Origin of the sequence: Agrobacterium sp. CGMCC 11546 (assembly GCF_013365515.1) — a bacterium.
GTDB classification, from domain to species: domain Bacteria; phylum Pseudomonadota; class Alphaproteobacteria; order Rhizobiales; family Rhizobiaceae; genus Agrobacterium; species Agrobacterium fabrum.
This window is the reverse complement of the sequence record NZ_CP047388.1, coordinates 812,558-836,836: the sequence shown is the minus strand read 5'-3', so window position 1 is coordinate 836,836 and position 24,279 is coordinate 812,558. Positions and strand designations below refer to the sequence as shown.

At 59.8% G+C, this 24,279-nt stretch carries 22 protein-coding genes and 1 tRNA gene; 9 read left to right on the top strand and 14 right to left on the bottom strand.

The annotated features are described in order from the left end of the window. Positions 1 to 40 precede the first annotated feature (40 nt). Positions 41 to 114: transfer RNA gene (locus tag GSF67_RS18630), tRNA-Gln, on the bottom strand. A 122-nt stretch (positions 115 to 236) separates the two neighbouring features. Continuing rightward, positions 237 to 674: an Lrp/AsnC family transcriptional regulator gene (locus GSF67_RS18625; RefSeq protein ID WP_006313709.1), complete on the bottom strand. Its 438-nt coding sequence runs from the start codon at positions 672 to 674 to the stop codon at positions 237 to 239. A gap of 129 nt (positions 675 to 803) precedes the next feature. On the opposite strand from GSF67_RS18625, the gene rocF reads away from it, so the two are divergent. Together rocF and GSF67_RS18615 are read left to right on the top strand one after the other, a co-directional pair. After that, positions 804 to 1,724, top strand: a complete 921-nt coding sequence (gene rocF / locus GSF67_RS18620) for an arginase (protein ID WP_006313710.1) — start codon at positions 804 to 806, stop codon at positions 1,722 to 1,724. A 13-nt stretch (positions 1,725 to 1,737) separates the two neighbouring features. After that, on the top strand, positions 1,738 to 2,817 hold the full coding sequence (locus GSF67_RS18615; RefSeq protein WP_006313711.1) for an ornithine cyclodeaminase: 1,080 nt from the start codon (positions 1,738 to 1,740) through the stop codon (positions 2,815 to 2,817). On the opposite strand, the gene GSF67_RS18610 is transcribed toward GSF67_RS18615, so the two are convergent. The 5 genes from GSF67_RS18610 to GSF67_RS18590 all read right to left on the bottom strand — a co-directional run bounded on the left by GSF67_RS18610 (position 2,814) and on the right by GSF67_RS18590 (position 8,341). After that, positions 2,814 to 3,698, bottom strand: coding sequence for a DMT family transporter (locus tag GSF67_RS18610; RefSeq protein ID WP_006313712.1), 885 nt, complete (start codon positions 3,696 to 3,698; stop codon positions 2,814 to 2,816). The two genes, GSF67_RS18615 and GSF67_RS18610, sit on opposite strands and share 4 nt — an antisense overlap. A gap of 357 nt (positions 3,699 to 4,055) precedes the next feature. Further along, positions 4,056 to 5,048 (bottom strand): inositol 2-dehydrogenase, encoded by a 993-nt coding sequence (gene iolG, locus GSF67_RS18605; RefSeq protein WP_006313714.1) that lies wholly within the window; start codon positions 5,046 to 5,048, stop codon positions 4,056 to 4,058. A gap of 229 nt (positions 5,049 to 5,277) precedes the next feature. Next, complete coding sequence (locus tag GSF67_RS18600; RefSeq protein WP_006313715.1) at positions 5,278 to 6,522, bottom strand: adenylate/guanylate cyclase domain-containing protein; 1,245 nt, start codon at positions 6,520 to 6,522, stop codon at positions 5,278 to 5,280. 226 nt (positions 6,523 to 6,748) lie between these two features. Beyond that, positions 6,749 to 6,979 (bottom strand): helix-turn-helix domain-containing protein, encoded by a 231-nt coding sequence (locus tag GSF67_RS18595; RefSeq protein ID WP_006313716.1) that lies wholly within the window; start codon positions 6,977 to 6,979, stop codon positions 6,749 to 6,751. 246 nt (positions 6,980 to 7,225) lie between these two features. Beyond that, positions 7,226 to 8,341 (bottom strand): RHE_PE00001 family protein, encoded by a 1,116-nt coding sequence (locus GSF67_RS18590; RefSeq protein ID WP_006313718.1) that lies wholly within the window; start codon positions 8,339 to 8,341, stop codon positions 7,226 to 7,228. 294 nt (positions 8,342 to 8,635) lie between these two features. On the opposite strand from GSF67_RS18590, the gene GSF67_RS18585 reads away from it, so the two are divergent. Further along, positions 8,636 to 9,940 (top strand): MFS transporter, encoded by a 1,305-nt coding sequence (locus tag GSF67_RS18585; RefSeq protein ID WP_035215748.1) that lies wholly within the window; start codon positions 8,636 to 8,638, stop codon positions 9,938 to 9,940. Between the two features lie 54 nt (positions 9,941 to 9,994). On the opposite strand, the gene GSF67_RS18580 is transcribed toward GSF67_RS18585, so the two are convergent. From GSF67_RS18580 to GSF67_RS18560, 5 genes are all read right to left on the bottom strand, one after another. Next, positions 9,995 to 11,332 (bottom strand): HAMP domain-containing sensor histidine kinase, encoded by a 1,338-nt coding sequence (locus GSF67_RS18580; protein WP_006313720.1) that lies wholly within the window; start codon positions 11,330 to 11,332, stop codon positions 9,995 to 9,997. A 21-nt stretch (positions 11,333 to 11,353) separates the two neighbouring features. After that, the gene (locus GSF67_RS18575; protein WP_006313721.1) at positions 11,354 to 12,007 is read right to left on the bottom strand and encodes a response regulator transcription factor; all 654 of its coding nucleotides are present in this window, start codon (positions 12,005 to 12,007) and stop codon (positions 11,354 to 11,356) included. A gap of 66 nt (positions 12,008 to 12,073) precedes the next feature. Further along, on the bottom strand, positions 12,074 to 13,741 hold the full coding sequence (locus tag GSF67_RS18570) for a phosphoethanolamine transferase (RefSeq protein WP_006313722.1): 1,668 nt from the start codon (positions 13,739 to 13,741) through the stop codon (positions 12,074 to 12,076). A 167-nt stretch (positions 13,742 to 13,908) separates the two neighbouring features. Next, positions 13,909 to 14,172 carry a hypothetical protein gene (locus tag GSF67_RS18565; RefSeq protein ID WP_006313723.1) on the bottom strand — a complete coding sequence of 88 codons (264 nt, stop codon included), beginning with the start codon at positions 14,170 to 14,172 and terminating at the stop codon, positions 13,909 to 13,911. Positions 14,173 to 14,427: 255 nt separating this feature from the next. Beyond that, positions 14,428 to 15,339: a LysR family transcriptional regulator gene (locus GSF67_RS18560; RefSeq protein ID WP_006313724.1), complete on the bottom strand. Its 912-nt coding sequence runs from the start codon at positions 15,337 to 15,339 to the stop codon at positions 14,428 to 14,430. 187 nt (positions 15,340 to 15,526) lie between these two features. Between GSF67_RS18560 and GSF67_RS18555 the strand changes: the two genes are divergently transcribed. From GSF67_RS18555 to GSF67_RS18530, 6 genes are all read left to right on the top strand, one after another. Next, positions 15,527 to 17,659 carry a TonB-dependent siderophore receptor gene (locus tag GSF67_RS18555; RefSeq protein WP_010973505.1) on the top strand — a complete coding sequence of 711 codons (2,133 nt, stop codon included), beginning with the start codon at positions 15,527 to 15,529 and terminating at the stop codon, positions 17,657 to 17,659. A gap of 28 nt (positions 17,660 to 17,687) precedes the next feature. Next, positions 17,688 to 18,590 carry an iron-siderophore ABC transporter substrate-binding protein gene (locus GSF67_RS18550; RefSeq protein WP_035215754.1) on the top strand — a complete coding sequence of 301 codons (903 nt, stop codon included), beginning with the start codon at positions 17,688 to 17,690 and terminating at the stop codon, positions 18,588 to 18,590. Further along, complete coding sequence (gene fhuB / locus GSF67_RS18545; RefSeq protein WP_006313727.1) at positions 18,587 to 20,551, top strand: Fe(3+)-hydroxamate ABC transporter permease FhuB; 1,965 nt, start codon at positions 18,587 to 18,589, stop codon at positions 20,549 to 20,551. The genes GSF67_RS18550 and fhuB overlap by 4 nt, the downstream gene beginning before the upstream one ends. Positions 20,552 to 20,585: 34 nt before the next feature. After that, a complete protein-coding gene (locus GSF67_RS18540; protein WP_006313728.1) occupies positions 20,586 to 21,395 on the top strand; it encodes an ATP-binding cassette domain-containing protein in 810 nt (269 codons plus the stop codon). 247 nt (positions 21,396 to 21,642) lie between these two features. Then, the gene (locus GSF67_RS18535) at positions 21,643 to 22,170 is read left to right on the top strand and encodes a DUF992 domain-containing protein (RefSeq protein WP_003498285.1); all 528 of its coding nucleotides are present in this window, start codon (positions 21,643 to 21,645) and stop codon (positions 22,168 to 22,170) included. Positions 22,171 to 22,268: 98 nt separating this feature from the next. Then, entirely contained in the window at positions 22,269 to 22,667 is a 399-nt protein-coding gene (locus GSF67_RS18530) for a cytochrome c family protein (RefSeq protein ID WP_006313729.1), read from the top strand. Between the two features lie 3 nt (positions 22,668 to 22,670). Here the strand turns inward: GSF67_RS18530 and recX are convergent, their stop codons facing one another. Further along, complete coding sequence (gene recX / locus GSF67_RS18525) at positions 22,671 to 23,261, bottom strand: recombination regulator RecX (RefSeq protein WP_006313730.1); 591 nt, start codon at positions 23,259 to 23,261, stop codon at positions 22,671 to 22,673. Between the two features lie 70 nt (positions 23,262 to 23,331). After that, the gene (locus GSF67_RS18520; RefSeq protein WP_006313731.1) at positions 23,332 to 24,252 is read right to left on the bottom strand and encodes an SMP-30/gluconolactonase/LRE family protein; all 921 of its coding nucleotides are present in this window, start codon (positions 24,250 to 24,252) and stop codon (positions 23,332 to 23,334) included. Positions 24,253 to 24,279: the final 27 nt, after the last annotated feature.

Sequence of the window (24,279 nt, the reverse complement as noted above, 5' to 3'; positions counted from 1 at the left end):
CGAGGGGAAAATCGAGGATTTAAGGGAATTTAGGGAGGATTGGCTGGGGAACCTGGACTCGAACCAAGATTAACGGAGTCAGAGTCCGTCGTTCTACCATTGAACTATTCCCCAAAAGCCTGAAGCGCGCTGCCGCGTTCGCTTTGGTGGGTCGTCATATAGATGATTTATTGCGGCGCGCAAGTCGAAAAAATCGAAAAATGCGTTTTATCCCGCTTTTGCGTTTTGTCTCCGGGTCAGAGTCTTGCGCGGGTGGAGCGGGGGGTGGAGAGCAAAAGGCTGGTCTCGCTGCCGGTAATGCCGGGCACGAGGCGGATACGGCGCAGCACGGCGTCGAAATCGCTGAGGGTGGCGGCATTCAGTTCCACGATCAGGTCCCAGCGGCCGTTGGTGGTATGGATTTCGGAGATCTCGGGAAAGCCGCCGAGGGTGCGGATGACGCGGTCCGTCACATGGCCTTCAATCTCGATCATCATGATGCCGCGGATCGCGGCCTCCACGGCATCCGCACGCAGGATGACGGTATAACCGATGATGGAACCGTCATTTTCCATTTTTTCGATGCGCGCGCGAACCGTCGCGCGCGAGGTTTCCGTCTCCACCGCCAGATCGGAAATGCTGCGCCGGCCATTATGCCGCAAAAGCGTGATGAGGCGTTCGTCGAGAGTGTCCATTATGCCATTTCGATAAAAGAATTTTACCAGAATGGTAGATCATTTCGATAATATTGCCAATATTTAATGTTCATTCTGCCATGTCTCCATGGTCTAGTGCAACGATCGGTTGGGAAAGCGAGGACGGGAATGGATATCAGGCTTGTTGGTGCGCCGTTGCAGATCGGGGCCGGGCAATTGGGCTGCGAGATGGGGCCGAGCGCCTATCGTGTTGCGGGGCTTGCCCATGCTCTTGAAGAACTGGGGCATAGGGTGGTCGATACCGGCAATGTGATGCCGGCGCCGCTCAGGGAATTCTGCCACCCCAACCCGGCCGTGCATCATCTCGCCGAAACCGTGGCCTGGACCGAGGCGCTGACGGAGGCTGCCTATCGCGAAAGCGCGGATGCCGTGCCGATCTTCCTCGGCGGCGACCATGCGATTTCGGCCGGAACCGTGGCCGGCATGGCACGCCGGGTGGCGGAAACGGGCCGGCCGTTTTTTGTGCTCTGGCTGGATGCCCATACCGATTATCACACGCTGGAGACCACCCGCAGTGGCAATCTGCACGGCACACCGGTCGCTTATTTCAGCGGGCGTGACGGTTTTTCCGGCTATTTTCCGCCGCTTTCCCATGCCGTTGCGGAAGAGAATATCGGCATGATCGGCATTCGCAGCGTCGATCCCGCCGAGAGGGCTGCGCTGGAAAAGAGCGGCATCACCGTTCATGACATGCGTTCGATAGACGAACATGGGGTTGCCGTTATACTGCGCGAATTCCTGGCGCGGGTTCAGGCGGCAAACGGGCTTCTGCATGTCAGTCTCGATGTGGATTTTCTCGAACCGTCCATCGCGCCCGCTGTCGGCACCACGGTTCCGGGTGGCGCGACCTTCCGCGAGGCGCATCTGGTCATGGAAATGCTGCATGATAGCGGGCTGGTCTGCAGTCTCGACCTGGTGGAACTCAACCCGTTTCTCGATGAGCGTGGCAGGACGGCGACCCTGATGGTGGATCTTGCCACCAGCCTGATGGGCAAACGCGTTATGGACCGCCCGACGCGTGCCGGCTGAAAGGGGTGATGCGATGACCGTGATACCAAATCTCAATATCGTGCCCTTTGTCAGCGTCGATCACATGATGAAGCTGGTGCTCAAAGTGGGGATCGATACGTTCCTGCGCGAACTTGCCGAAGTGGTGGAAGAGGATTTCCGCCGGTGGCAAAGCTTCGACAAGACGCCGCGCATCGCCTCGCATTCGAAGGAGGGGGTCATCGAGCTGATGCCCACCAGCGACGGCACGCTTTACGGCTTCAAATATGTCAACGGCCACCCGAAGAACATGAAGGAGGGCCGCCAGACCGTGACGGCCTTCGGCGTGCTTTCCGATGTCGGCAACGGTTATCCGCTGCTTCTGACCGAAATGACGATCCTGACGGCGCTGCGCACCGCCGCCACCTCCGCCGTTGCGGCGAAATATCTAGCCCGCCCGAATGCGCGCTCCATGGCCATCATCGGCAATGGAGCGCAGAGCGAGTTCCAGGCGCGCGCCTTCAAGGCCATTCTCGGCATCGATACGCTGCGGCTTTTCGATATCGACCCTTCCGCCAGTGAAAAATGCGCCCGCAATCTGGCCGGGCAGGGTTTTGCCATCGAGATTTGCGGCTCTGCCGAAGAGGCGGTCGAAGGGGCTGACATCATCACCACGGTCACGGCCGACAAGCAATATGCGACGATCCTGACCGATAACATGGTCGGGCCCGGCATCCACATTAACGCCGTCGGCGGCGACTGCCCCGGCAAGACGGAACTGCACCGGGACATTCTGCTGCGATCGGATATCTTCGTCGAATATCCGCCGCAGACGCGCATTGAAGGCGAAATCCAGCAATTGCCGGCGGATTATCCGGTCACCGAGCTCTGGCAGGTCATATCAGGTGAAAAGCAAGGGCGGGCAGGCGACAGGCAGATCACGCTGTTCGACAGCGTTGGTTTTGCGACGGAAGATTTTTCGGCGCTGCGTTACGTGCGCTCGAAACTTGCTGCCACCGGGCTTTATACCGAGCTTGACCTGCTGGCCGATCCGGACGAGCCGCGCGATCTGTTCGGCATGTTGCTGCGCTGTGAGGCAGCTCTTGTTCAAACCGGTGATCGCCAGCAGGCCTAATTCGCTTCCCGGCGGTTTCTTCGCGCAACCACATGTTCCCGCCAGATGGTGAAGAGGCCGGCGGCAATAACGATGGCTGCACCAGTGACCATATTGGACGTCACCACCTCGCCATAGACGGTGACGCCGATAATGGAGACCAGCACCAGCTGGTAATAGGAAAAGGGTTGCACGGAGGCTGCGTCCGCCAGTTCGAACGCCTTGATCAGACAATAATGGCCGCTCATGCCAGTAATGCACAGCGCCAGCATCCATCCCCAATCCTGAGGGGCGAGGTTGACCCAATAAAATGGGCCGACCAGTGTCAGCGCCGCTGCGCCGGCCACGCCGGTGTAGAAGAAGCTGGTCATGGCTGAATCGCTCTTGCTGCCGAGCCGGGTGAGGACGCTGTAGAGCGCAAGCATGAAGGCGGCCACGAAGGTGATGATTAGCTTGTTGTCAAAACCGTCGCCATCCGGCTTGAGGATGACGAGAACGCCGATGAAGCCGACGAAAATGGCGCACCAGCGCCGCCAGCCCACATGTTCTCCCAGCAAAGGCATGGACAGTGCCGCAACGATCAACGGTGCGGAGGCGAGGATGGAATGGCTATGCGCCAGCCCGACGACGGCGAAGGAGAAGATGGAAAAAACGATCTGCACGGCAAGCAGCACGCCACGGCTGATCTGTAGCCAGGGACGGTTTGCCATGACGGCGCCCCGGATGCCACCCGCCGACCTTGCAGCCATCAACAAAACGAAGACGGCGAAAGCCCAGTATCGCAGCATGGCGACGAAGACGGGCGGATAGGCGCTGCCCAGATGTTTCGATATGCCATCCTGCGCCGCAAAGATTGTGAAGGCGACAAGCGCATAAAGAAAACCGGTCTTGGCTGATGGCATAAGAAAACCGCTATCCGACTGCCGCCGGCAAAAGAGTATTCGGGGTGAATGAGGTGGGTGTCGACCATATGTTACGGCCGAACCTTGTCAGACAACCTTATTTTCTGAATAGCTGCCATGCAAGTCCGGACGCCGGCTTTTTAGAAGGGCGAATTGCCGGCTCGGGCTGTGCTACGGAATTCTTGGGCCAATAATGGCAATGAAAAATCGTGGCAATCACGCCTACGTCATCCTCGGGCTTGTCCCGAGGATCTGCAAGTAATTGATTTTATTCAATGTGATCAGATCCTCGGCACAGGGCCGAGGATGAGAGAACGGCAGCCTTCGCCGCCGATTCGGTACCATGCTTACAGCCTCTCAGCCGATCGTCACTACCGTCTTCGAGGTTGCGGATTTTAGCGCCGCATCGGCAAGTTTCAGCGCGATCAGGCCGTCCTTGATGGAAGGTGAAGGTGAGACATTGTTTTCGATGCTGTCGATGAAGGCTGTGATTTCCGCCGCATAGGCCGTCGTGTAACGCGTCATGAAGAAATCATGCAGCGGCGGGCGGGTATAACCGTCCGCATTGGCGATCTCGATGGAAACCGGACGCTGGTTCTCGGCAGCTGCCGAGCCTTCCGAACCATGCACCTCGATGCGTTGGTCGTAACCATAGGTCGCGCGGCGCGAATTGGAGATGATGGCCTGCCTGCCACTTTTCGTCGTCAGGATGATGCTGGCGCTGTCGAAATCGTCAAGCGCGCCGATCTCCGGATTGACGAGAACCGAACCGGTCGCGAACACGCTTTCCACTTCCTCGCCGAGCAGGAAACGGGCCATGTCGAAATCATGAATGGTCATGTCGCGGAAAATACCGCCGGAAACCTTGATATATTCGGCCGGCGGCGGGCCGGGATCGCGGCTGGTGATGGTGACCATCTCCACCTTGCCGATGCGGCCGTCTTCGATTGCCTTGTGAACGGCCTGGAAATGCGGATCGAAACGGCGATTGAAACCGAGCATCACCTTTGCGCCGGTCTCTTCCACCACCTTGGCGCAGGCTTCCGCGCGGGCGACATCGAGATCGACGGGCTTTTCGCAGAAAATCGCCTTGCCGGCGCGGGCGAAACGCTCGATCAGGTCGGCATGGGTGTTGGTCGGCGTGCAGATGATGACGGCATCGATCGTCTTGTCGGCCAGCACCTCGTCGATCGTGCTCACCTTGCACTGCGCCTCGCGGGCGATGGCTTCCGCAGCACCGGCCATGGCGTCGACAACGGCCACCAGCTTCGCACGGCTGTCGGTGGTGATCGCCTTGGCGTGGACCTTGCCGATCCGTCCAGCGCCGAGCAGTGCCAATTTCGTAACCATCTTTCCTCCGGTTTCTCACACCCGTCCCTCACTCCTGGAGAGACAGAATATGAATGCAAGCAATGTTTCGATATGGAATATATGTTCTATTTTGCTAGATCGACATCGCAGATGTGTCAAGCGTTTTGACAGGGGGCGAGGGGCGGGAAGCAGGTCGAGAACGCGAAATCCCCCGCCTTGCCAACAGGCCCTGCGGGGGATTGCGGGACGAAGGGGTCTGGCGACCGGTTTAAGGGGCGATCGTGTCTGTCTCTGGCGGAAGCGCATAGACTTCAACGGGGGTTTCGAGGCCGCGCAGAAGCCAGGGGCCGAGATTTTCGAGCGCGTCGCGGTTCCCGGCCATGCGGACGAATTCTTCGGAGAAAAGCACGTTGCGTCCGGTCTCCTTGGTCAGCGTTTCCAGCCGTGAGGCGATATTCACGGCGGGGCCGATGACGGTGAAATCGAGGCGGGTTTTCGAGCCGATATTGCCATACATGACATCACCGACATGCACGCCGATACCGTAACCCAGGGGATCATGGCCCTTCCGGCAGTTGATTTCATTGAGCGCAACGAGACCCTTCTGCGCGCTGGCGATGGCCTTCAGCAGGTTTTCGCAGGCCTTGGGATCGCTGAGCGGGAAAATCGCCAGCAACCCATCGCCCATGAATTTCAGGATTTCACCACCGGCTTCCTCGATGGGATCGCACATGGCGTCGAAATAGCCATTCAGAAGCTCGATGACATCGTCGCGCGGCCAGAGGTCGGAAATATGGGTGAAATTGCGCAGGTCGCAGATCAGGATCGCCGCGCCCACCGTGATGCCGCTGCCGCGCGTCGTTGCGCCATTGAGGATTTTTTCACCCGCATGCGGACCCACATAGGTCTCGAGAAGGGTGCGCGTCATGCGGTTTTTCAGGCGAATCTCACTCACCAGCGCCAGGGCGGGCAAAAGGTTTTTCAGGGCGAGGACTTCCGCTTCCGTAAAGCCGCCCGGCCGGTCGCTGGAAAAGGTGGCGACATGGCGCTTGCCGAAGGTGTGTTCGATCGGCCAGGCGCAATAATCCGTCAGCCCTTCGGCCCGCAACTCTTCATAGATGGAATAGCCCGGCTCGTCGATTTCCTCGCCGGTCAGCCGATGGCGGACTTCGGTGGCGCCCTGGTGAATGTCGCTGATGGGGCTATTGAGATATTCGGGCGTATTTTCAGATCCATAGCCATAGGTGGCGATATCGGCGGTGGGCAGGCCGGCTTTCCACAGAATGCGCGCGCCGAGCCATTGCGGATGGCGAATGCGGAAAGCAAGCACGCCCCTTGCGACGGAAACTCCGCTCGCCCGCAGCCTGTCGCAAAGCTCCACGAATATCTCGTCGATAAAGCGTTCGTCCTTGGTGCCAGTGACGAGCCAGTCAAGGATTTCGGTCCTCTCCACAGGCCACAATTCATCCACTGCGGAAGAAACCCGTTCTTCGGTGTCAAGGCTTAGTGTCATGGCAGGATTCCGGAGGTTGTTGCCGCTCTCGAACGGGCGCAGTCATGCCGACCATGGTCGCTCGTGAACCCCATGTGGTGCCGGATAACGAAAATGTTAAGAGAGCGCTGCGGAAAATGTTCCGGAAGAGATTTGTGGCCCAAGGCCAAGCGCGCCGCCCCGATGTTCCCGTGAACATCGTCCCCGGCGGCGCTTCAGAGTTTCAGTGACCGTTCGCGGTGGACGATCAGATAACGGTTTCGACAGGAATATGCAGGGCTGCGGCAACGCGGCGGATGCGCCGCGGATCGCTGTCCGTGCCGTCTTCCAGCGCACGGATTTCGCTGGTGGTCAGGCCGCAGGTGACGGCAAGCTGTTCGACCGTATAGCCGGCAAGCGTGCGCGCCATCAGGACTTTTTTTGCAAAAGGAGCATCGGTTTCGTGATCGGAATCAGGTTGTGTAATTGAAATTGTCATTATTGCATCTCCCTCATGGTGGACACTTAAATGCGGGCGGCACAGAAAAGTTGCCGGGCCGAATGCGACCGCGTTGCCGGAGAAGAAATCGTGCTGCAACGCAGCGGGGAACATAGACGCTTCGCCCACCTACGCAATAGTTAAATTTTGTTAAGATTCGTGATCGCCGCATTGCTGCGGCGGTTTTCAAGAAAAAGAGGCCTAAGATACTGCCGTTTTCCGGGCCTTTGCAGAGTGCGGTGACGGTTAAAGCATGCCCCAGGCGCGAAAACGACCGCGCCCTGTAACTTCCCGCAATTCCAGCTGCTTGGCGAGGCCGATTGCCCCCTGCGGTGTGGTGCCGAGTTCCTTGACGATCATCGCCGCCGACACGACCGGCCGCGAGACGACAAGCTCCACCAGTTCGGGCAGCCGCGAGGAGGAGCGCCGGCCAGTCAGTTTACGCATCATGCGCTCCCTTGCGTGGCTCAGCCGGTCATGTTCCTTCAGGCTGGCCTGTGCCGCCTCGTAAAAACAGTCGAGCAGGGCAGAAAGGCGCTGTGTCTGGTTTCTTGCGTGCCGGCGTTCGCGCGGCACGGCGCGAAGACCGATGCTCAGTGCCGGCAGATGATCTGGCGTGACTGTGCCTTCACGCAGGAAGGCGGCGGCCAGAAGCCGCCCGAGCCAGGGGCTGCGCTGCAGCACCTCAATGATGTTCCAGGCATCGAGCAGGACGGCGGTGCGGAGGATTGCCGGCAATTCCTGCGTGCGCGCATGCACATCCCACCATTCTTTCAGCCGTTCATCCTCGTCCCAATCAGGTTCGTTGATGATGTCATTGCTTTCCTCCCTGCGTATCGTCGGAAGCGCGTTGCCGGTGGTGATTGCGTCAAGGGTCGCGGAGCTTCGCGCCAACAGCGCATCCAGCTCGGAAAAGGCGCCATCCAGCGCTGTGTCTTTCACGGCGTCGTCATCCTCCTCAGGTGATCGATCCAAGGTTTCCCGTGGTGGTGCGACGGTCTCCGCACCGGCAGGTGCGATCTTGCCCCTTAACCTCGCGAGGCCGGGCGCGGTGAAGGCCCAGCCGGCCGCATTGGAAAAGATCAGCCGTCTCGATCGCAGAATCCGGTGTGCCGCCGTCATTTCATGGCTGGGTGCCCGCACATCCATATGGGCATCATGCAAGACCAGATCTTCCATATGAACGAGTTCACCATCCACCCACGTCGAGGAAATGGCATCGGTGAAATCCTGTCTTTCGATGAAGCCCTGTTTCATCGGCGAGCGGCTGATCCGCTCATCCAGTCGCGCAAGCGCTTCGCCCGCACGGGCGGCGGCAATGAGGAGCTTTTCGATCTGGATGTCCGATATGTCGTAAATCATTGATATTTTTTAGTTTGAGCGTGCGCGGCTTACAAGACGGATCGGAATGGCGTGGCTTGATTTTTCCCGCTATCATGGTCTTCGTCTTGTTGTGCGGATCCCGTGTGGAGGACCGGGGATCAGAAAGACATGCGCCAACATCGCCTTTCCTGCCCTCTTGCTGCAATGCCGCATAAACTTGCGCATCGCAGCATGGCGGGTATATATCCCCGTCCAGGAGCGACAAATCATCACACCTTCCGTTCGCCCTTCCATCTCCAGACGAAGATGAATTGGAGTTTACCTGTGAATATTATGGCAAATGGTCCCGCCACGGCGCCGGATCAGAAAACCCGTTTGAAATCGATTATCGGCGGCTCGGCGGGCAACCTCGTCGAATGGTACGACTGGTATGTCTATTCGGCCTTCACCCTTTATTTTGCGCCGGTCTTCTTTCCCTCCGGCAACCAGACCGCCGAATTGCTGAGTGCGGCCGCCGTCTTCGCCGTCGGATTTCTGATGCGGCCCATCGGGGCCTGGTTCATGGGCACCTATGCCGACCGCAAGGGCCGCAAGGCGGGCCTCACACTCTCCGTTACCCTGATGTGTCTCGGTTCGCTTCTGATCGCAGTCACGCCCGGCCATGAAACGATCGGCATTGCAGCACCTGCGATCCTGGTTTTCGCTCGCCTCCTGCAGGGCATCAGCGTCGGCGGTGAATACGGTGCCAGCGCCACCTATCTCAGCGAAATGGCCGGCAAGAGCCGCCGTGGCTTCTTCTCCAGTTTCCAGTATGTGACGCTGATTTCCGGCCAGCTTCTGGCGCTGGCAGTGCTTCTGGTGCTGCAGCGGGTTCTGACGCCGGAACAGCTCGGCTCCTGGGGCTGGCGCATTCCCTTCTTCATCGGCGGCATGCTGGCAATTGCGGTATTTTATATCCGTCGCGGCCTTGCCGAAACGCAATCCTTCGAAAACGCCAAGGCCGGCGAGGCGGACAAGCCGAAATCCAGCGGCTGGGCGCTGTTCAAACATTATCCGCGAGAAGCGATGATGGTCATGGCGCTGACCTCAGGCGGCACGCTCGCCTTTTACGCCTATACGACCTATCTGCAGAAATTCCTCGTCAACACCTCGGGCTTCAGCAAGGAAAGTGCCACGGAAATCACCACGGCTGCGCTGTTCGTCTTCATGCTGTGCCAGCCGCTTGCCGGCGCGCTGTCGGACAGGGTGGGCCGCAAACCGCTGATGGTGGGCTTCGGCATTCTCGGAACGCTGTTCACCTATCTCATCTTCAGCACGCTGGCGACGACGACGGATCCGATCATGGCGTTCGTTCTGGTGCTGGTCGGGCTCTTGATCGTCACGGGTTACACCTCCATCAATGCGGTGGTGAAAGCGGAAATGTTCCCCGCCCATATCCGCGCGCTCGGCGTGGCTCTGCCCTATGCGCTGGCGAACACCATATTCGGTGGAACCGCGGAATTCGTGGCCCTGAAGTTCAAGCAGATCGGCCACGAAAACTGGTTCTTCTGGTATGTGACGATCATGATCGCGCTGTCTCTGGTGGTCTATGTGAAGATGCGCGATACGCGCGATCATAGCCATATCCACGAGGATTGAGCCTCAGCCATACCGGCCCCAAGAAAGCCCCGTCTCCCGGCGGGGCTTTTGTTTTCAGGCCGTTTCGACCGGAAGGATCACGCAGGCTTCGAAGCCATCCTGCCGGCCGGAGACTGGAGAGGAAAGCACCAGCTCACCGCTTGCCTGTTCCACCAGGCTTTTGACGATGGCAAGGCCAAGCCCGGTGCCATCAGCCGTTGTCTGGCCTCGGGTGAAACGTGTGGTCAGCTTGGGCAACAAGGCCGGATCGATGACGGGCCCGGCATTGACGATGCGGATTGTGCCATCCGTTTCGGCGATGACCTGCACCGGGCTTTCCGCCGGGCTGTGGATCAGAGCATTTTCAAGAAGATTGCGGATGATGATGCCGAAGGCATCCGCACCGATCCGGCAAGGCAGGTTTCCTTCGCAGCGATTGGTGAAGTGGATGCGGGATGTGCCGAGCGCGGTTCTGCTCATGTCGTCAATGACGAGTTCAAGCACGGGGATCAGATCGCTTGTTTTATCGGTAACCCCGATCTTCGCTTCCGCCCGCGACATCTGAAGCAGTTTTTCGGCGAGATGAGCGAGATGCTGCAGGGATTTTTCGATATTCTCGACGCGGGGCGAGAGCTCCGGCGGAATATCGGCGCGCAGCCTCTGCGCTTGCGCCAGCGCGCCCGCAATCGGCGTGCGCAATTCATGGGCGCTGTTGGCGGTGAATTCCCGCTCGGCCTCGATCGTTGATCGCAGCCGCCCGAGCAGCAGGTTGACCGAACGGGCAATGGGGTGCAGTTCGGCCGGGAACGGCTGTGTCGCGAGCGGGGCGAGATTGCCGCCGTCTTTTTTGCCGATTTCGTCACGCAATGTCTGCACGGGTTGCAGGGTTCTGCGCACGACGACGATGACGGCGAAAATGCTGGCGGGAATGAGAATGAGCACAGGCAGCATCAAGGCGCTGCCCGCCTCTATGATTGCCTCGCGGCGATTGGCAAAGGCATCGGCCACCTGCAGGAAATAATTGCCATCGGGCGAGGCGACAGTGAAGATGCGTTGCGACGACGTCTCGGAAAACCCTGGATCAAGCCCGACTTCGAAAGGCTCCGTCGAACTATCATGCGAGTGCAGCACGACCTGGCCCTCGCGGTCGCGAACCTGGTAGGTCAGATATTCCGCCCCTTCCGCCGACTGGTTGAGTTTTTGTGCGGCCGGCGCGGTATTGTTTTCACGCAGGTCGTCCAGAAGAAGCGGCAGCAGCCTTTCCGAAGTTTCTTCAAGGCCGGCATCGAAAATCTCGGCAAATTCGTCCTGCATCGCCATGACGCCCAGAGCGCAGGCGAGTAGCCAGGATACGGCGACAACGCTCGTCAACGCCGTCACGAGTTTGCGGGTCATGCTGGTCGGTCTGGCCATCTGTGCCTGCCTGCGGTTCGTCTACTTGATGGTGTAGCCGACGCCGCGCACGGTCTCGACGCGGTCATGGCCGATTTTCTTGCGCAGCCGGCTGATATAGACCTCGACCGTGTTGCTCTCTATTTCCGCGCCGAATTCATAGAGCGTGTCGTGCAATTGCGCTTTCGAAACGACCGCGCCGGGATGTTCGACCAGCTTTTCCAGCACCGCCCATTCGCGGGCGCTCAATGTCTGCGCCGTTCCATCGACGGTAATGTTGCGCGCCACCTGGTTGATCTCGATGCCGGGCAGGCGGATGACGGGTGCAGAGCGGCCCTCGTAACGGCGCGAAACCGCCAGCATGCGCGCCGAAAGCTCGTTGAGATCGAAGGGCTTGACCACATAGTCGTCGGCCCCGGCATTCAGCCCGGCAATCCGGTCGGAGACCTGGTCATGCGCCGTCAGGATGATTACCGGTGTCGCGTCGTCGCGCTTGCGCAGGGATTGCAGAAGGGTGATGCCCTCGCCGTCAGGCAGCCGCATGTCGAGCAGGATCAGGCCATAACCCATGGTCAGCGTCGCCGCCATGGCGTCGCCCAGCGTCTTGAACCAGTCTACAGCATGGCCAGCCGCCGCGACATGGTCTCGCAGCGCCTCTCCAAGCACATAATCGTCTTCAACAAGCAGAACCCGCAAGACAGCTCCCTCTAACGCGTCGTCTTGCGTATCTCTTTGTCCGGATAAGCGTCAAGCATTGTCTGCTCAGCTGGTCTGCCGTCTGGTGCAGCCACTGAAGACATCAAGCGAGGGATCGTAGACCGAAGTCGAGACGCTCATCATGCCGAGGATGCTGTGGAAATAATTGTCGTGCGAGCGCCCGCCCTCCGCAGCGCTCTTTGCCAGGCAGGCTTTGTCCAGCCCCATGGACGTCGCGAAATCGTCGTCGAACCAGACGAGAAACGGCACATGCGTCTGCTGGTCCGGCGCGAGCAGATAGGGCGCGCCATGCAGGTAAACGCCGTTCTCACCCAGCGATTCACCGTGGTCGGAGGCATAGATCATGCCCGTCGCCAGCTTGTCGGAGCGTGTCTTGAGCTTGTCGATCACGGTCGAGAGGAAATGGTCGGTGTAAAGAAGCGTATTATCGTAGGAATTGACGATCTCCGCGTCGCTGCAATTGCCAAGTTCGGCCGTGCGGCAATCCGGGGTGAATTTACGGAATTCATCGGTGTAGCGCAGATAATAGGTCGGTCCGTGGCTGCCCATCTGGTGCAGCACGATCACGCTGTCCTTCTTGACGTTGTCCAGCCAGGCATCGAGCTTGTCGAAGAAGATATCATCGCGGCATTCGCCGCCGGTGCAGAAGCGGCTGTCATTGGTGGAGGGCAGGTCGAAATAGGGGATGCGGTCCGCGACGTTCTTGCTGCCGGTATTGTTGTCCAGCCATGTGGCGCCGACGCCGGCATGGACGAGGACATCCATGAGGTTTTCATTGGCGAGCGCCTTGCTGTGGCTATATTGCGAGCGCGTGAATTTCGAGAACATGCAGGGAATGGAAATCGCCGTCGCCGTGCCGCAGCTGGTGGTGTTGGGGAAATAGATCACGTCGCGTTTGGCGAGTTCCGGATTGGTGTCGCGCCCATAACCGTTGAGGGAAAAATTCGCGGCGCGCGCGGTCTCGCCGGCAACGATGACGGTGATGCGCGGTTTGCGAACGCCGCCGAGCGCGGGCATCAGCTTTGCATCCGTGCCGACCGGGCTCACCTGTATCTCCGCTTCCTGGCCCGCCTGCGTGAAATAATGGATGCTGGAGATCATCGGCGACAACGGGTTGACGCTCTTGACGATATCCTTGTGCTGGCGAATGGCGGTCGTGAGGGTCTTGGAATTCGCAAAGCTGATGATGCCCGCAATGGCGAGGCAGACCAGGATGCTGATGGTGTTCCACAGCAGCTTGTCGAGGATCGGCCGATGCCGGATGCGCACCGCAACGATGAGGATGGACGGCACCAGCCCGTAAATCGCCATATGCCAGAGAAAACCAGGCGTAATCAGATTGCCTGCTTCCGCCTGGGTCGTTTCCATGGCGTTGCGGATCATGTCGCTGTCTATGACGATGCCGTAGCGATCCATGAACCAGGAGGCCGCCGCCGCCGCAAAGACCAGAAGGATCAAGAACGGCTTGATGAGATATTTGGCGGAAAAAATGATGATGAGAGCGCCGAAAAAGGCGGCCATGGCAAAATAAAGGGCTGCGATGGCAACCGGATAGGCGGAGAGATAGGTATGGACCTTCGACCAGAAGGTGCGGTTCGTAAACAGCAGCAGATAAGCCGCCGTCATCAGGCTGAGCGCCACGCTGCCGATTTCCGGACGAAATGTTGTTGTTCCCGTCGCTTTCGAGGTCAAAAGAGCCACTATCAGATCCACCAGATTTCCGATTGGCCGATGGCAGCGACCAGAGGGCGCAAGCACCCCGGTCCACACTGCCGCACGGCCCGATTAGTGGCCGATGCGCGTCTTTGCTGACATCAACCTGAACGCCTGTCACGAAAGTGTCATATAACATCGAATTTCCCGATAAGGTTGTGTTTCCGCTAGGCGGCGGTTGGCGACAGACGGCGCTCAGTTGAGTCCGGCGATTCCCGTGGCGGTGGTGCGCGTCGAATACGCGCGTGGCCCTCCTGCAGGTTCTGGAAGGTCACCGTCGGCCCTGAAAGCAGGGTGAGGCAAAGATGGCCGGCATTGCCGACGGCACGCGTGGGGGAAGGCAGCGGGATCACATCGTCGGGAAGGACATCGAAAGCGTGGAGTGCCGGGGATTCGAGGCCCGCCGCGTGGTGTTCGTAAGTCTCAGCCATTTTTGTCTCCCGTACGTCGAAATCTGCCGTGATTATGCGCCGCGTCGGGGCAGCGGGGACAAGCGGTCACGAGAAACAGTCCGGCCGAATTTCAGTCTCGTTTCCGGCTTGCCGACGAGTGCGGCATTTTTCCCGCAATCTCATGCGGTTGCGCCGTATCGGCCTGTTGTCATCGATACGTTGCAAAAAAAGTTGGGCGGATTTTTCGTCCACAGGATAGGCGGGCGGGCTTGGATATTCCTGACAAGGACCGCTTTAGCTGCGGGCGTGGAGAATGAAGGCCCTCACGGCGGGCGAGGCTTCCGTTTTCCGGTGCGCTATTGCGAGGTCCGAGGTGGTGGCGCTTGCAGCAAGCGGCACGTAGCGCACGCCGGGCAATCGCAGACAGTCGAGAGAGCGTGGCACCAGCGCGACGCCGAGGCCGATCGCCACCATGCTGGTAATGGTGGTGTAGTCCCGGCCTTCGGGGCTGATCACCGGCTGAAAACCGGCCTCGTTGCAGGCCTCTATCGTATTGTAGTGAAAGCCGACATCCGGCGGTTGTCGCGGCGTGATGAAGGTTTCCGCGGCGAGGTTCTTGAGATCGAGTTGCAGCGCATATGCCAAAGGATGGTTCTCCGGCAGGGCGGCCATCAAGGGTTCGCGCAGAACCACATGGGTCGCAACGCCTTCCGGGATCGGCGCGGGCGGGCGGATGAAGGCGAAATCCAGATTGCCATCGGCGATCTTTGCGAGTTGCAGCCGCATTTCCATCTCGATGAGCTGCAGCTCCACATCCGGATGGGAGGCGCGGAAACTGGCGATGGACTGGATCAGCAGGCCGGAATAGGCCGCAGAGGCGACATAACCGATGGAGATACGCCCAGTCTCGCCACGGCCAACACGTCTGAGTGAGGCAAGTGCCGCCTCGGCATTGGCAAGGATTTTACGGGCGTCTTCATAGAGCAGCTGGCCCGATGTCGTTAGCTTCACCGACCGGCGCGTCCGGTCGAGCAGAGGCATACCGACGATATCTTCGAGCGCCATGATCTGCTGGCTCAAGCCGGGTTGGGCAATGCCAAGGCGAGCTGCGGCACGCTCGAAATTGCGCTCGTCCACCAGCGTGGTGAAATAGCGCAGGTGCCGTAGCTCGAATGTATCCGCACGACCTGCCGGTTTCCTGCCCATCTTCGCGGCCTTCCGCACTAGATTTGAATAATTCCAAGCTATTATCGACGTGATTTTTCATAATCAATAGTTATGAAAAAAACAGGTGTCACTTATTGGATCACGATTTGCACCTTGCGTAATAAGATGACTTAAATTCTCCAGAAAAAACCGCTTCAAGGCGGTGCGGGTGACGAAGGGTATTGGCGTGCAGGGAAAATCCAAACACATTTCCATTCTGGCTGGTGGTTGTGCCGCCATTGCCTATGTGGCTTTCCTCGCCCCCGCTGCTGCGCTTGCTCAGGAAGCCGGAACGACGTTATTGCAAACTATCACCGTCGAGGGCGCCAAAAACCAGGATCCCAAGGCACCGGTAAAAGGTTATGTCGCGAAAACCAGCGCCAGCGCCACCAAAACAGGTCGCTCGCTGGTCGAGACGCCGCAATCGGTCTCCGTCATCACCAAAGACCAGATGGATGCGCAGACTGTCCGTAATCTTAGCGAGGCGCTGAACTATGTGCCCGGCGTCGTCGCGCAGCCTTCGGGCGCAGATCCGCGTTTCGATGCGCCCCGCATCCGCGGCTTTCAGGGGAACCAGCTGCAATTTCTCAACGGCCTGCGGCTGATGCGCACGGCCGGTGCGCCTCCTTACGAGGTCTACGGTCTGGAACGGGTGGAAGTCATTCGCGGGCCGGCTTCGGTGCTTTATGGTCAGGGCAATCCCGGCGGTCTCATCAATCTCGTCAGCAAGCGACCGACCTTCGAGCGTTTCGGCGAAGTGGGCGCACAGATTGGCAGCTTCGATTATTACCAGTCGATGTTCGATATCGGCGGACCGGTGGCGGGCACCGACAGTTTCGCCTATCGTCTGACCGGCCTTGCCCGCAAGGCTCACACCCAGACAGACAATCTGCAGAACGACCGCTATTTCATCGCCCCAGCGCTGACATGGCAGCCGGATGAGGACACGAAGCTGACGGTTCTTGCCTCCTATCAGCACGATAATCCCAGTTCGCCCTCCGGCCTGCCGCCGGCGTTGACTTATTCGCGGCCGGGCAACATGCTGGATCGCAGCTTTTATGTCGGCGATCCCTCCTTCGACACGTCAAACCGCAAATTCACCAATATCGGTTATGAATTCGAGCACCGTTTCGACGAGACCTTCACCTTCCGGCAGAATGCACGTTATTCCAATTTCGACTGGTCCTACCGGGCGCTCGGCATGTCTTCGACCAGCGGCGGCATGATCGGCAATCTCATCCGTCGCAACGCGACGTTCCAGGACGAGTTACTGAACACCTTCAACATCGACAACAGCCTGCAGGCGGATTTTTCCACGGGGCCAATCGACCACACCCTGCTTGTCGGGCTGGATTACCGTTATTTCGACAATAACGTTAAAACAGAGTTCTGGGCGGCGACGCCGCTCAACCCCGTCAACCCTGTCTATGGCGGGCCGATCAGCCTGACCTCGCGCACACTTTATGCCGATGTGAAGACGGATATTTCCCAGATCGGTTTTTATGCACAGGACGAGATGGCGATCGAGAACTGGCGCATCACCGCCGGCCTGCGGCAGGATTGGGCAAGCACCAGCGGCACCACCTTCAACGGCACGACCTACCGCACGCTCGACAAGGATGACCACAAGCTGACGGGCCGTGTCGGCGTCAGCTATCTCTTCGATGGCGGCTTCGCGCCCTATGTCAGCTACGCCACCTCCTTCGAGCCGGTGCCGCAGCCGGCTGTCGGCGATGCACCGAAGCCCACCACCGGGGAACAGTGGGAGGCGGGCATCAAATACCAGCCTGAGGGTTTCGATGGTTTCTTCTCCGCCGCGATCTACGATCTGAAGCAGAAGAATGTCACCACGACGGTGGGCGGCGTAACACAGCAGATGGACGAGGCGCGCGTGAAAGGCCTCGAACTGGAAGGGGTAGCAAGCCTCACCGACGGGCTCGACCTGCGCGCGGCCTACACTTATATGGACAGCGAGGTTTCCGGCCGTGTGAATGATGGCAAGGAGCTTGATAGCACGCCCCGGCACGCCGCAAGCCTCTGGCTGGATTACACCTTTGCCGAAGATACCGCGCTCGAGGGTTTCGGCATCGGAGGTGGTGTCCGTTATGTCGGAAAGCGTTACGGCGACGCCGCCAATACCTTCGAAATGAAGGGCCTCGCTTTGCTCGATCTCGGTGTGCATTACGAGAAAAACGGCTACCGCGCCTCTCTTCAGGTGCAAAACTTGACTGATAAAGAATATATTTCTAGTTGCTCCACTTTCGGATGCTATTACGGTGACGGAAGAACGGTTATGGGCAAGCTGACCTATCGTTGGTAAAGCCATATCAGAGTGAAGCAGCAGGGGCATGACGCGCAAGGATCGATGGATGTCCCCCCTCTGGGGGCGGCGGGAGTTTTTGGGCATGCTTGCTGCTTCGGCCTTTGCCGGTACGGCACGGGCAAAACAGACCCCGCGCATAGCCGCCATTGACTGGGCGATGCTCGAAACATCAGTGGCACTCGGCGTCATGCCGGTGGCGGCGACCGAACTCATCCAGTTCCGCGCCGGTGCAGTGGAGCCTGATATCCCGGAAAGTGTCGCCGATCTCGGTCTGCGCGGCGCGCCGAATTTCGAGCTTCTGCAACTCACCCGGCCCGATCTCATCCTGATTTCGCCTTTTTACACGCGCTACACCGGCAGGCTGGAAGCGATCGCTCCGGTGTTTTCGCTGCCCTTTTACGTGAAGGGCGAGCCACCGTTCGAGAAGGCGCTGGCGGCGGTCACCGCACTTGGTGAAAAGCTCGGGCGCACTGACGAGGCGCGTAAGGTTCTCATCGAAACGGACGCTGCCATGCAAGCCATGCGGACCCGCCTTGCCGGTTTTTCCGCACGCCCGACGTATGTCATCAATATCGGCGATGCCCGGCATTTTCGTGCCTTTGGTGCGGACAGTATGTTCGGCGATATCCTTAGCAGGCTGGGGCTTGCCAATGCCTGGGTGGACCGGTCGCAATTCACCTTCGCGGCGCCGGTGCCGCTCGAAAATCTCGCCGCCTCGCCCGAGGCACGTATCGTCATCGTTTCCGATATTCCGGTGGAAGCCCGGGAAGGCCTACGCAACAGCGCCATCTGGCGCGCGCTTCCGGCGGTGCGGCAAGGCCGGGTGGTGACGCTCGGCAATGTCGGCCCTTATGGCGGTATCACCGCCGGCATGCGGTTTGCGCGGCTTCTGACCGAGGCCTTGACGGCACAGGGAGAAGCCCTGTGACGGCACGGCCTCTCCAGTTTTTCTTCGGGCTTCTGTTCCTTTTTGCCTGCGGCCTTTCCCTGCATGCCGGCCTGCAACGGTTGCCCCTCGGCGCATGGCCGGGCCTGCCATTCGATGCCGCATCCATGTCGATGGACCAGATCATCTTCGCCTTCAGCCTGCTGCCGCGTGTGGCGGTCGCCATTCTTGCGGGGGCGATGCTCGGCCTGTCAGGTGCGCTTTTCCAGCAATTGCTGCGCAATCCGATTGCCGACCCGTCGACGCTCGGCATCTCGGCGGGCGCGCAGCTCGCCATCGTCATCGCCACCCTGTTTTTTCCTTCGGTGCTGGATGGCAACCGCGCATTGGTGGCGCTCGCTGGCGCAGCTGCTGCGGCCGGCGTCGTCTTCCTTCTCGGCTGGCGACGCTCCTTCGAGCCGGTGACCATGGTGGTGTCAGGGCTGCTGGTCGGCATCACCGCAGCCTCCGTTTCCGCGGCGCTGACGCTGGCGCAGGGCGAATATCTGATGTCCCTCGTCGTCTGGAATGGCGGTTCGCTCAGCCAGCAGGACTGGTCGAATGCCGTTATGCTCGCTTTCCAGCTTCTCGCGGGGCTTGCCCTGACCGGCCTACTGATAAGACCGCTCACGGTTCTCGGCCTTGGCGATTCCGGCGCACGTTCGCTTGGCGTGTCGCTGTTTTCGATCAGGCTGGCGGTCGCCGCCGTCGCGGTCATGCTGGCTGCTTTTGTTGCATCCGCGGTCGGCCTTGTCAGCTTCATCGGTCTTGCCGCACCGGCACTTACCCGGGCGCTCGGTGTGCGGCGGTCATCCTCCGTATTGCTGGTTTCGCCCTTGCTGGGCGGTCTGCTCCTCTGGTTCTGCGATGGCCTCGTGCAGCTTCTGGCGAGTACGACGGCGGAAGTTTTCCCGACGGGTGCCGTGACGGCACTGATCGGCGGGCCGCTGCTTTTGTGGCTGCTGCCGAAAATCCGGCCGACCGACGTTCATCGTGGCGAAGGCGTCGATCTCGCCCCAAGACGCGGCCCTTCGGCCCTGCTGCCGGTGCTCGTCATCATGGCGGTGCTGGTATTTGCCGCACTCGTCATCGGCAAGGGGCCTGATGGCTGGACAATGCTCAAGGCCAGTGACCTGCAAACTCTTCTGCCGTTCCGTTGGCCGCGGCTGGTGGCCGCCATAGCCGCCGGCGGTCTTCTCGCCATGGCGGGTGCGCTTTTGCAGCGGCTGACCGGCAACCCGATGGCAAGCCCGGAAGTGATCGGCGTCAGCGGTGGTGCCGGCCTTGGTTTTGCCGCCGCCATCACGATTTTTCCGGCGGCGGGTCTGTTCGAACTGTTTTGCGGCGCCGGCATCGGCTCGGCGGCCGTCATGATCCTGGTGCTGTTCTTCGCCGTGCGCCGGCATCTGGCTCCGGAAAAAATCCTGTTGGCGGGTATTGCCGTCAGTTCGCTTTGCTCGGCGGTGCTCTCGGCGCTGCTTGCCATCGGCGATCAGCGGGCATGGCAGATTCTCGCCTGGCTCAGCGGCTCGGGTTCGACGGCGACACCGGCTTCGGCGATCTTTCTCTCCATCCTTTCCGTCGTGCTACTGGTCGCTGCCCTCTCGGTGACCCGCTGGTTGACGATCCTGCCGCTCGGGCGGGACGTGCCGCTTTCCCTCGGTCTGCCGCTCAGCGCCGCACGTATCGCCGTCATTGCGGTGGCGGGCATTGCCACCGGCGCCGCTTCGCTGCTCGTTGGCCCCTTGAGTTTCGTCGGCTTGATGGCGCCGCATATTGCGCTGCGGGCCGGTTTCACTACGCCGCGTGACCACCTGCTCGCCTCTTTCCTGTTCGGTGCGGTGCTGATGGCGCTTTCCGATCTCGGTGCGCGAACGGTCACCTTTCCCTATGAGCTGCCGCTCGGGCTTTTTGCGGCTCTGGCCGGCGCGCCTTACCTGATCTGGCTGTCAGGCAGGCGATGATGATTTTTTCAGTCGATTTACGGAGATGAAAATCATGGGTCAGGCAGCGCCTGTGGTCACTTACGACGATACGTCGCTTTTTTCTCTTGATGGCGTCACCATGGAAGTGCCGGGCCGGACGTTGCTGCAGCCGCTGACGGCACGTTTTGCGACCGGCAAGACCATCGGCCTGATCGGCCATAATGGTTCGGGAAAATCGACGCTGCTCAAAATCCTAGCGCGCATGCAGGAGCCGACGGCGGGCCGGGTTTCGTTCGAGGGTAAGCCGTTAAATTTCTGGGGCAACCGCGAATTCGCGCGCAAGCTCGCCTATCTGCCGCAATATACGCCGGCCGCCTCCGGCATGCTGGCGAGCGAATTGGTGGCACTCGGCCGTTATCCCTGGCATGGCGCGCTCGGGCAATTCAGCAAGGCGGATCAGGAGAAGGTGGACGAGGCGATCGAACTCACCGATACCGTCGCCTTCCGCGACCGGCTGGTGGACACGCTGTCCGGCGGCGAGCGCCAGCGCGTGTGGCTTGCCATGCTGGTGGCCCAGAATGCCGAAAGCCTGCTTCTCGACGAACCCATCTCCGCGCTCGACATGGCGCATCAGCTCGAGGTGCTGTCACTGGTGCAGAGACTTTCGCGCGAAAAGGGTCTCGGCGTCATCGTGGTGCTGCACGATGTCAATATGGCGGCTCGCTTTTGCGACGAGATCGTCGCGCTGCATTCCGGCCAACTAATTGCCCGCGGAACGCCGCGGGAGATCATGAACCCGGAGACGCTGGAGCGCATCTATGGCGTGCGCATGGATGTTATGACCCATGCCGCCACCGGCCTTCCCGTCGCCTTGCCGCTTTGAGATGTTGCAGCAAAACAACGGCCGCAAACGCTTGTTGTTGATGGTGATTCCGCGCGCATTTGCCGCCCTAACAATGTCTTAATGCCAGCCTACCGCCATTAGACATTGTTAACCGTTTCGCTTTCATCGCCTCCAATTAAGTTGTTTTGGATCGATTTTTCGGAACAAACGTTAACAGTGCGGAATTCAATATCCGGAGAGGGCAAGAAGGGCTGCTGCGGGTAGGAATAAAACAGGAGAAAATCAGATGAAAAAGGCTGTTGCCGTAACTTTTGCCGCATTGACGATGGGCCTTGGCGGAACCGTTTCCGCACTCGCCGCCGACCTTGCAAGATATGAGCCGGCTCCGCAGGAGCAGGACGATCGCAACGGCGTCAAGATCGGTTACCTCACCTGCGATATCGGCGGTGGCGTCGGTTACGTGATCGGCTCGGCCAAGGAACTGGATTGCACCTTCCAGTCCACCATGGGCGCACGTCGCACCGACCATTACACCGGCGCCATCCGCAAGATGGGCGTTGACCTCGGTTTCACCACGCAGGGCCGTCTGGTCTGGGCCGTTTTCGCCCCGACCGCCGGTTACCACCGCGGTTCGCTGGGCGGCCTCTATCAGGGCGCAACGGCTGAAGTCACCGTCGGTCTCGGTGTCGGCACCAACGTTCTCGTTGGCGGCACGTCAGGCTCCATCCAGCTGCAGACGGTCAGCGTGACCGGTCAGGTTGGCCTCAACCTTGCAGCGACCGGCACGTCCGTGACGCTGACCGCCATGAATTGATCGGCGAATTGCCCGGTGTTTTTCACCGGGCATTCTGTCGTATGTCAAAACACGCCCTCTTCGTTGTCAGACGGAGAGGGCGTTGTATTATCCGGGCCATGATTTCCGTATCCAAACAAACTGCGGCTGCGACCGCGTTTTTTCTCCTGCTTGCGGCAAGCGCCTTCGCCGAGGGCGACGCCGCGCATGGCGAGAAGGTTTTCAGCCGCTGTTCCACCTGCCATAGCGTCGATGCGCCGCGCACACGCATGGGGCCACATCTGATGGGTGTGGTCGGCAGGCCGATGGCGGCAGTGGCCGATTACGGCCATTATTCGCAGGCGCTCAAGGATGCCGGTGCGGCTGGACGGGTCTGGACGGAAGACGAGCTGCAGAAATTCATTGCCAGCCCGAAAAAGGCGATTCCCGGAAACGCGATGCGTTTTTTCGGGCTGTGGAGCGAAACCGATATTGTTGATCTGATCGCCTACCTAAAAACACATCCCCTGCCGCAATAAATGTCAGAGAGGAGCGTCGGAGAGGATGTCCTCCGCCTCTTCCGTCGTCATCGCCATCACCTTCGCGCCGATTTCGAAACTGAAGCCGTTGCGGGCGAAAGCGGAAAATTCCTTGGCCTTGCGTTTTTCGTCCGGTTCGACACGGCGATAAGGCCCGAAAGCGCGTTTGCGCGCGAAGATGACGGCGGCAACCATATCGTTGGTCTCCTGCAACGCGGCCGTTGCCGTTTCCCGGGCGATGCCCTTGATCTGGAGTTTCTGCGCCAGCCCACGTTTTGACTTGCCGCTGCGCTGGCCGCTTCGCACGGTAATCTCCGCATAGGCCGTATCGTCGAGCGCCTTGATGCCATAAGCGAAAGTCACGGCAAATTCGCCAAGCGCCTTCACCTGCGCCGGGCCGATATCCTCGAATTTCTCCCGGGCCTTGCGCATGATGGCGTCGCGCAGCTGCTTTTCCGTCATCATACGCTGTTGCAGCCGGTAGAGAGCGGAATTGCGGGCCCAGGAAAGCATACGGCTGGTGGGCTCAACGGCCTGCGCTTCGCCGTCGAACTCCATATCGTCAGTCAGGAAGAGGCTGGAATCGTCACTCATGGCGCATTTATAACGCGCTTGAGCCGTCTTGCCAGTTCCCTCCCGGCCTGAATTCTTCGGTTTCGGCGTCTCAGGGCGTCTGCGCGCCTGTTGCGGCGACATAAACCGAATAGAGCGATTTCGTTGCCGTGATGAACAGGCGGTTCTTCTTCGGGCCACCGAAGGTGAGGTTCGCCGCCGTCTGCGGCACCTTGATCTTGCCGATCAGCGTACCGTCAGGCGCAAAGCAATGAACGCCATCGCCGGCGCTAGTCCAGAGATTACCGGCGATATCCAGGCGGAAGCCATCCGGCAGGCCATTGTCGAGATTGCAGAATTCCCGGCCGTTGGCGAGCCTCACACCGTCCACCACGTCGAAGACGCGGATGTGGCGCGGGCGGGATATATCGTGGCTATAGGAGCTGTCGGCGACATAAAGCTTCGTCTCGTCGGGCGAGAATGCAAGGCCGTTCGGCTGCACGAAGTCGTCGATGGCGATGTCGATCTTTCCGGTTGCGGGGTCGAGCCTGTAGACATTGCGCGTCTTCTGCTCCGGCTCGGCCTTGTAGCCCTCATAGTCGGAAAGAATGCCGTAGGTCGGGTCGGTGAACCAGATGCTGCCGTCGGATTTGACCACGACATCATTGGGTGAGTTCAATCTTTTACCGCCGTAGCTGTCGGCAAGAACGGTGATAGAGCCGTCAACCTCGGTGCGGGTCACACGGCGGCCGCCATGTTCGCAGGAGACAAGTCGCCCCTGCCGGTCGCGGGTATTACCGTTGGTGAAGTTGGAGGGCTGACGGAATACCGAAATCCCGCCATCCGGCACCCAGCGCAACATGCGTTCATTGGGAATATCGCTGAACAGCAGGCAGTTGAGATCGGCAAACCACACCGGGCCTTCGGCCCAGCGGCAGCCGGAATAAAGCTCTTCCAGTTCCGCATTGCCGACGATCAGATGGCGGAAGCGGTCATCGTGGATTTCGTAAGGGGAGGTCTTGTCTGTGGTCATGAGCGTGATCCGCTTGAGAGCTTGTCG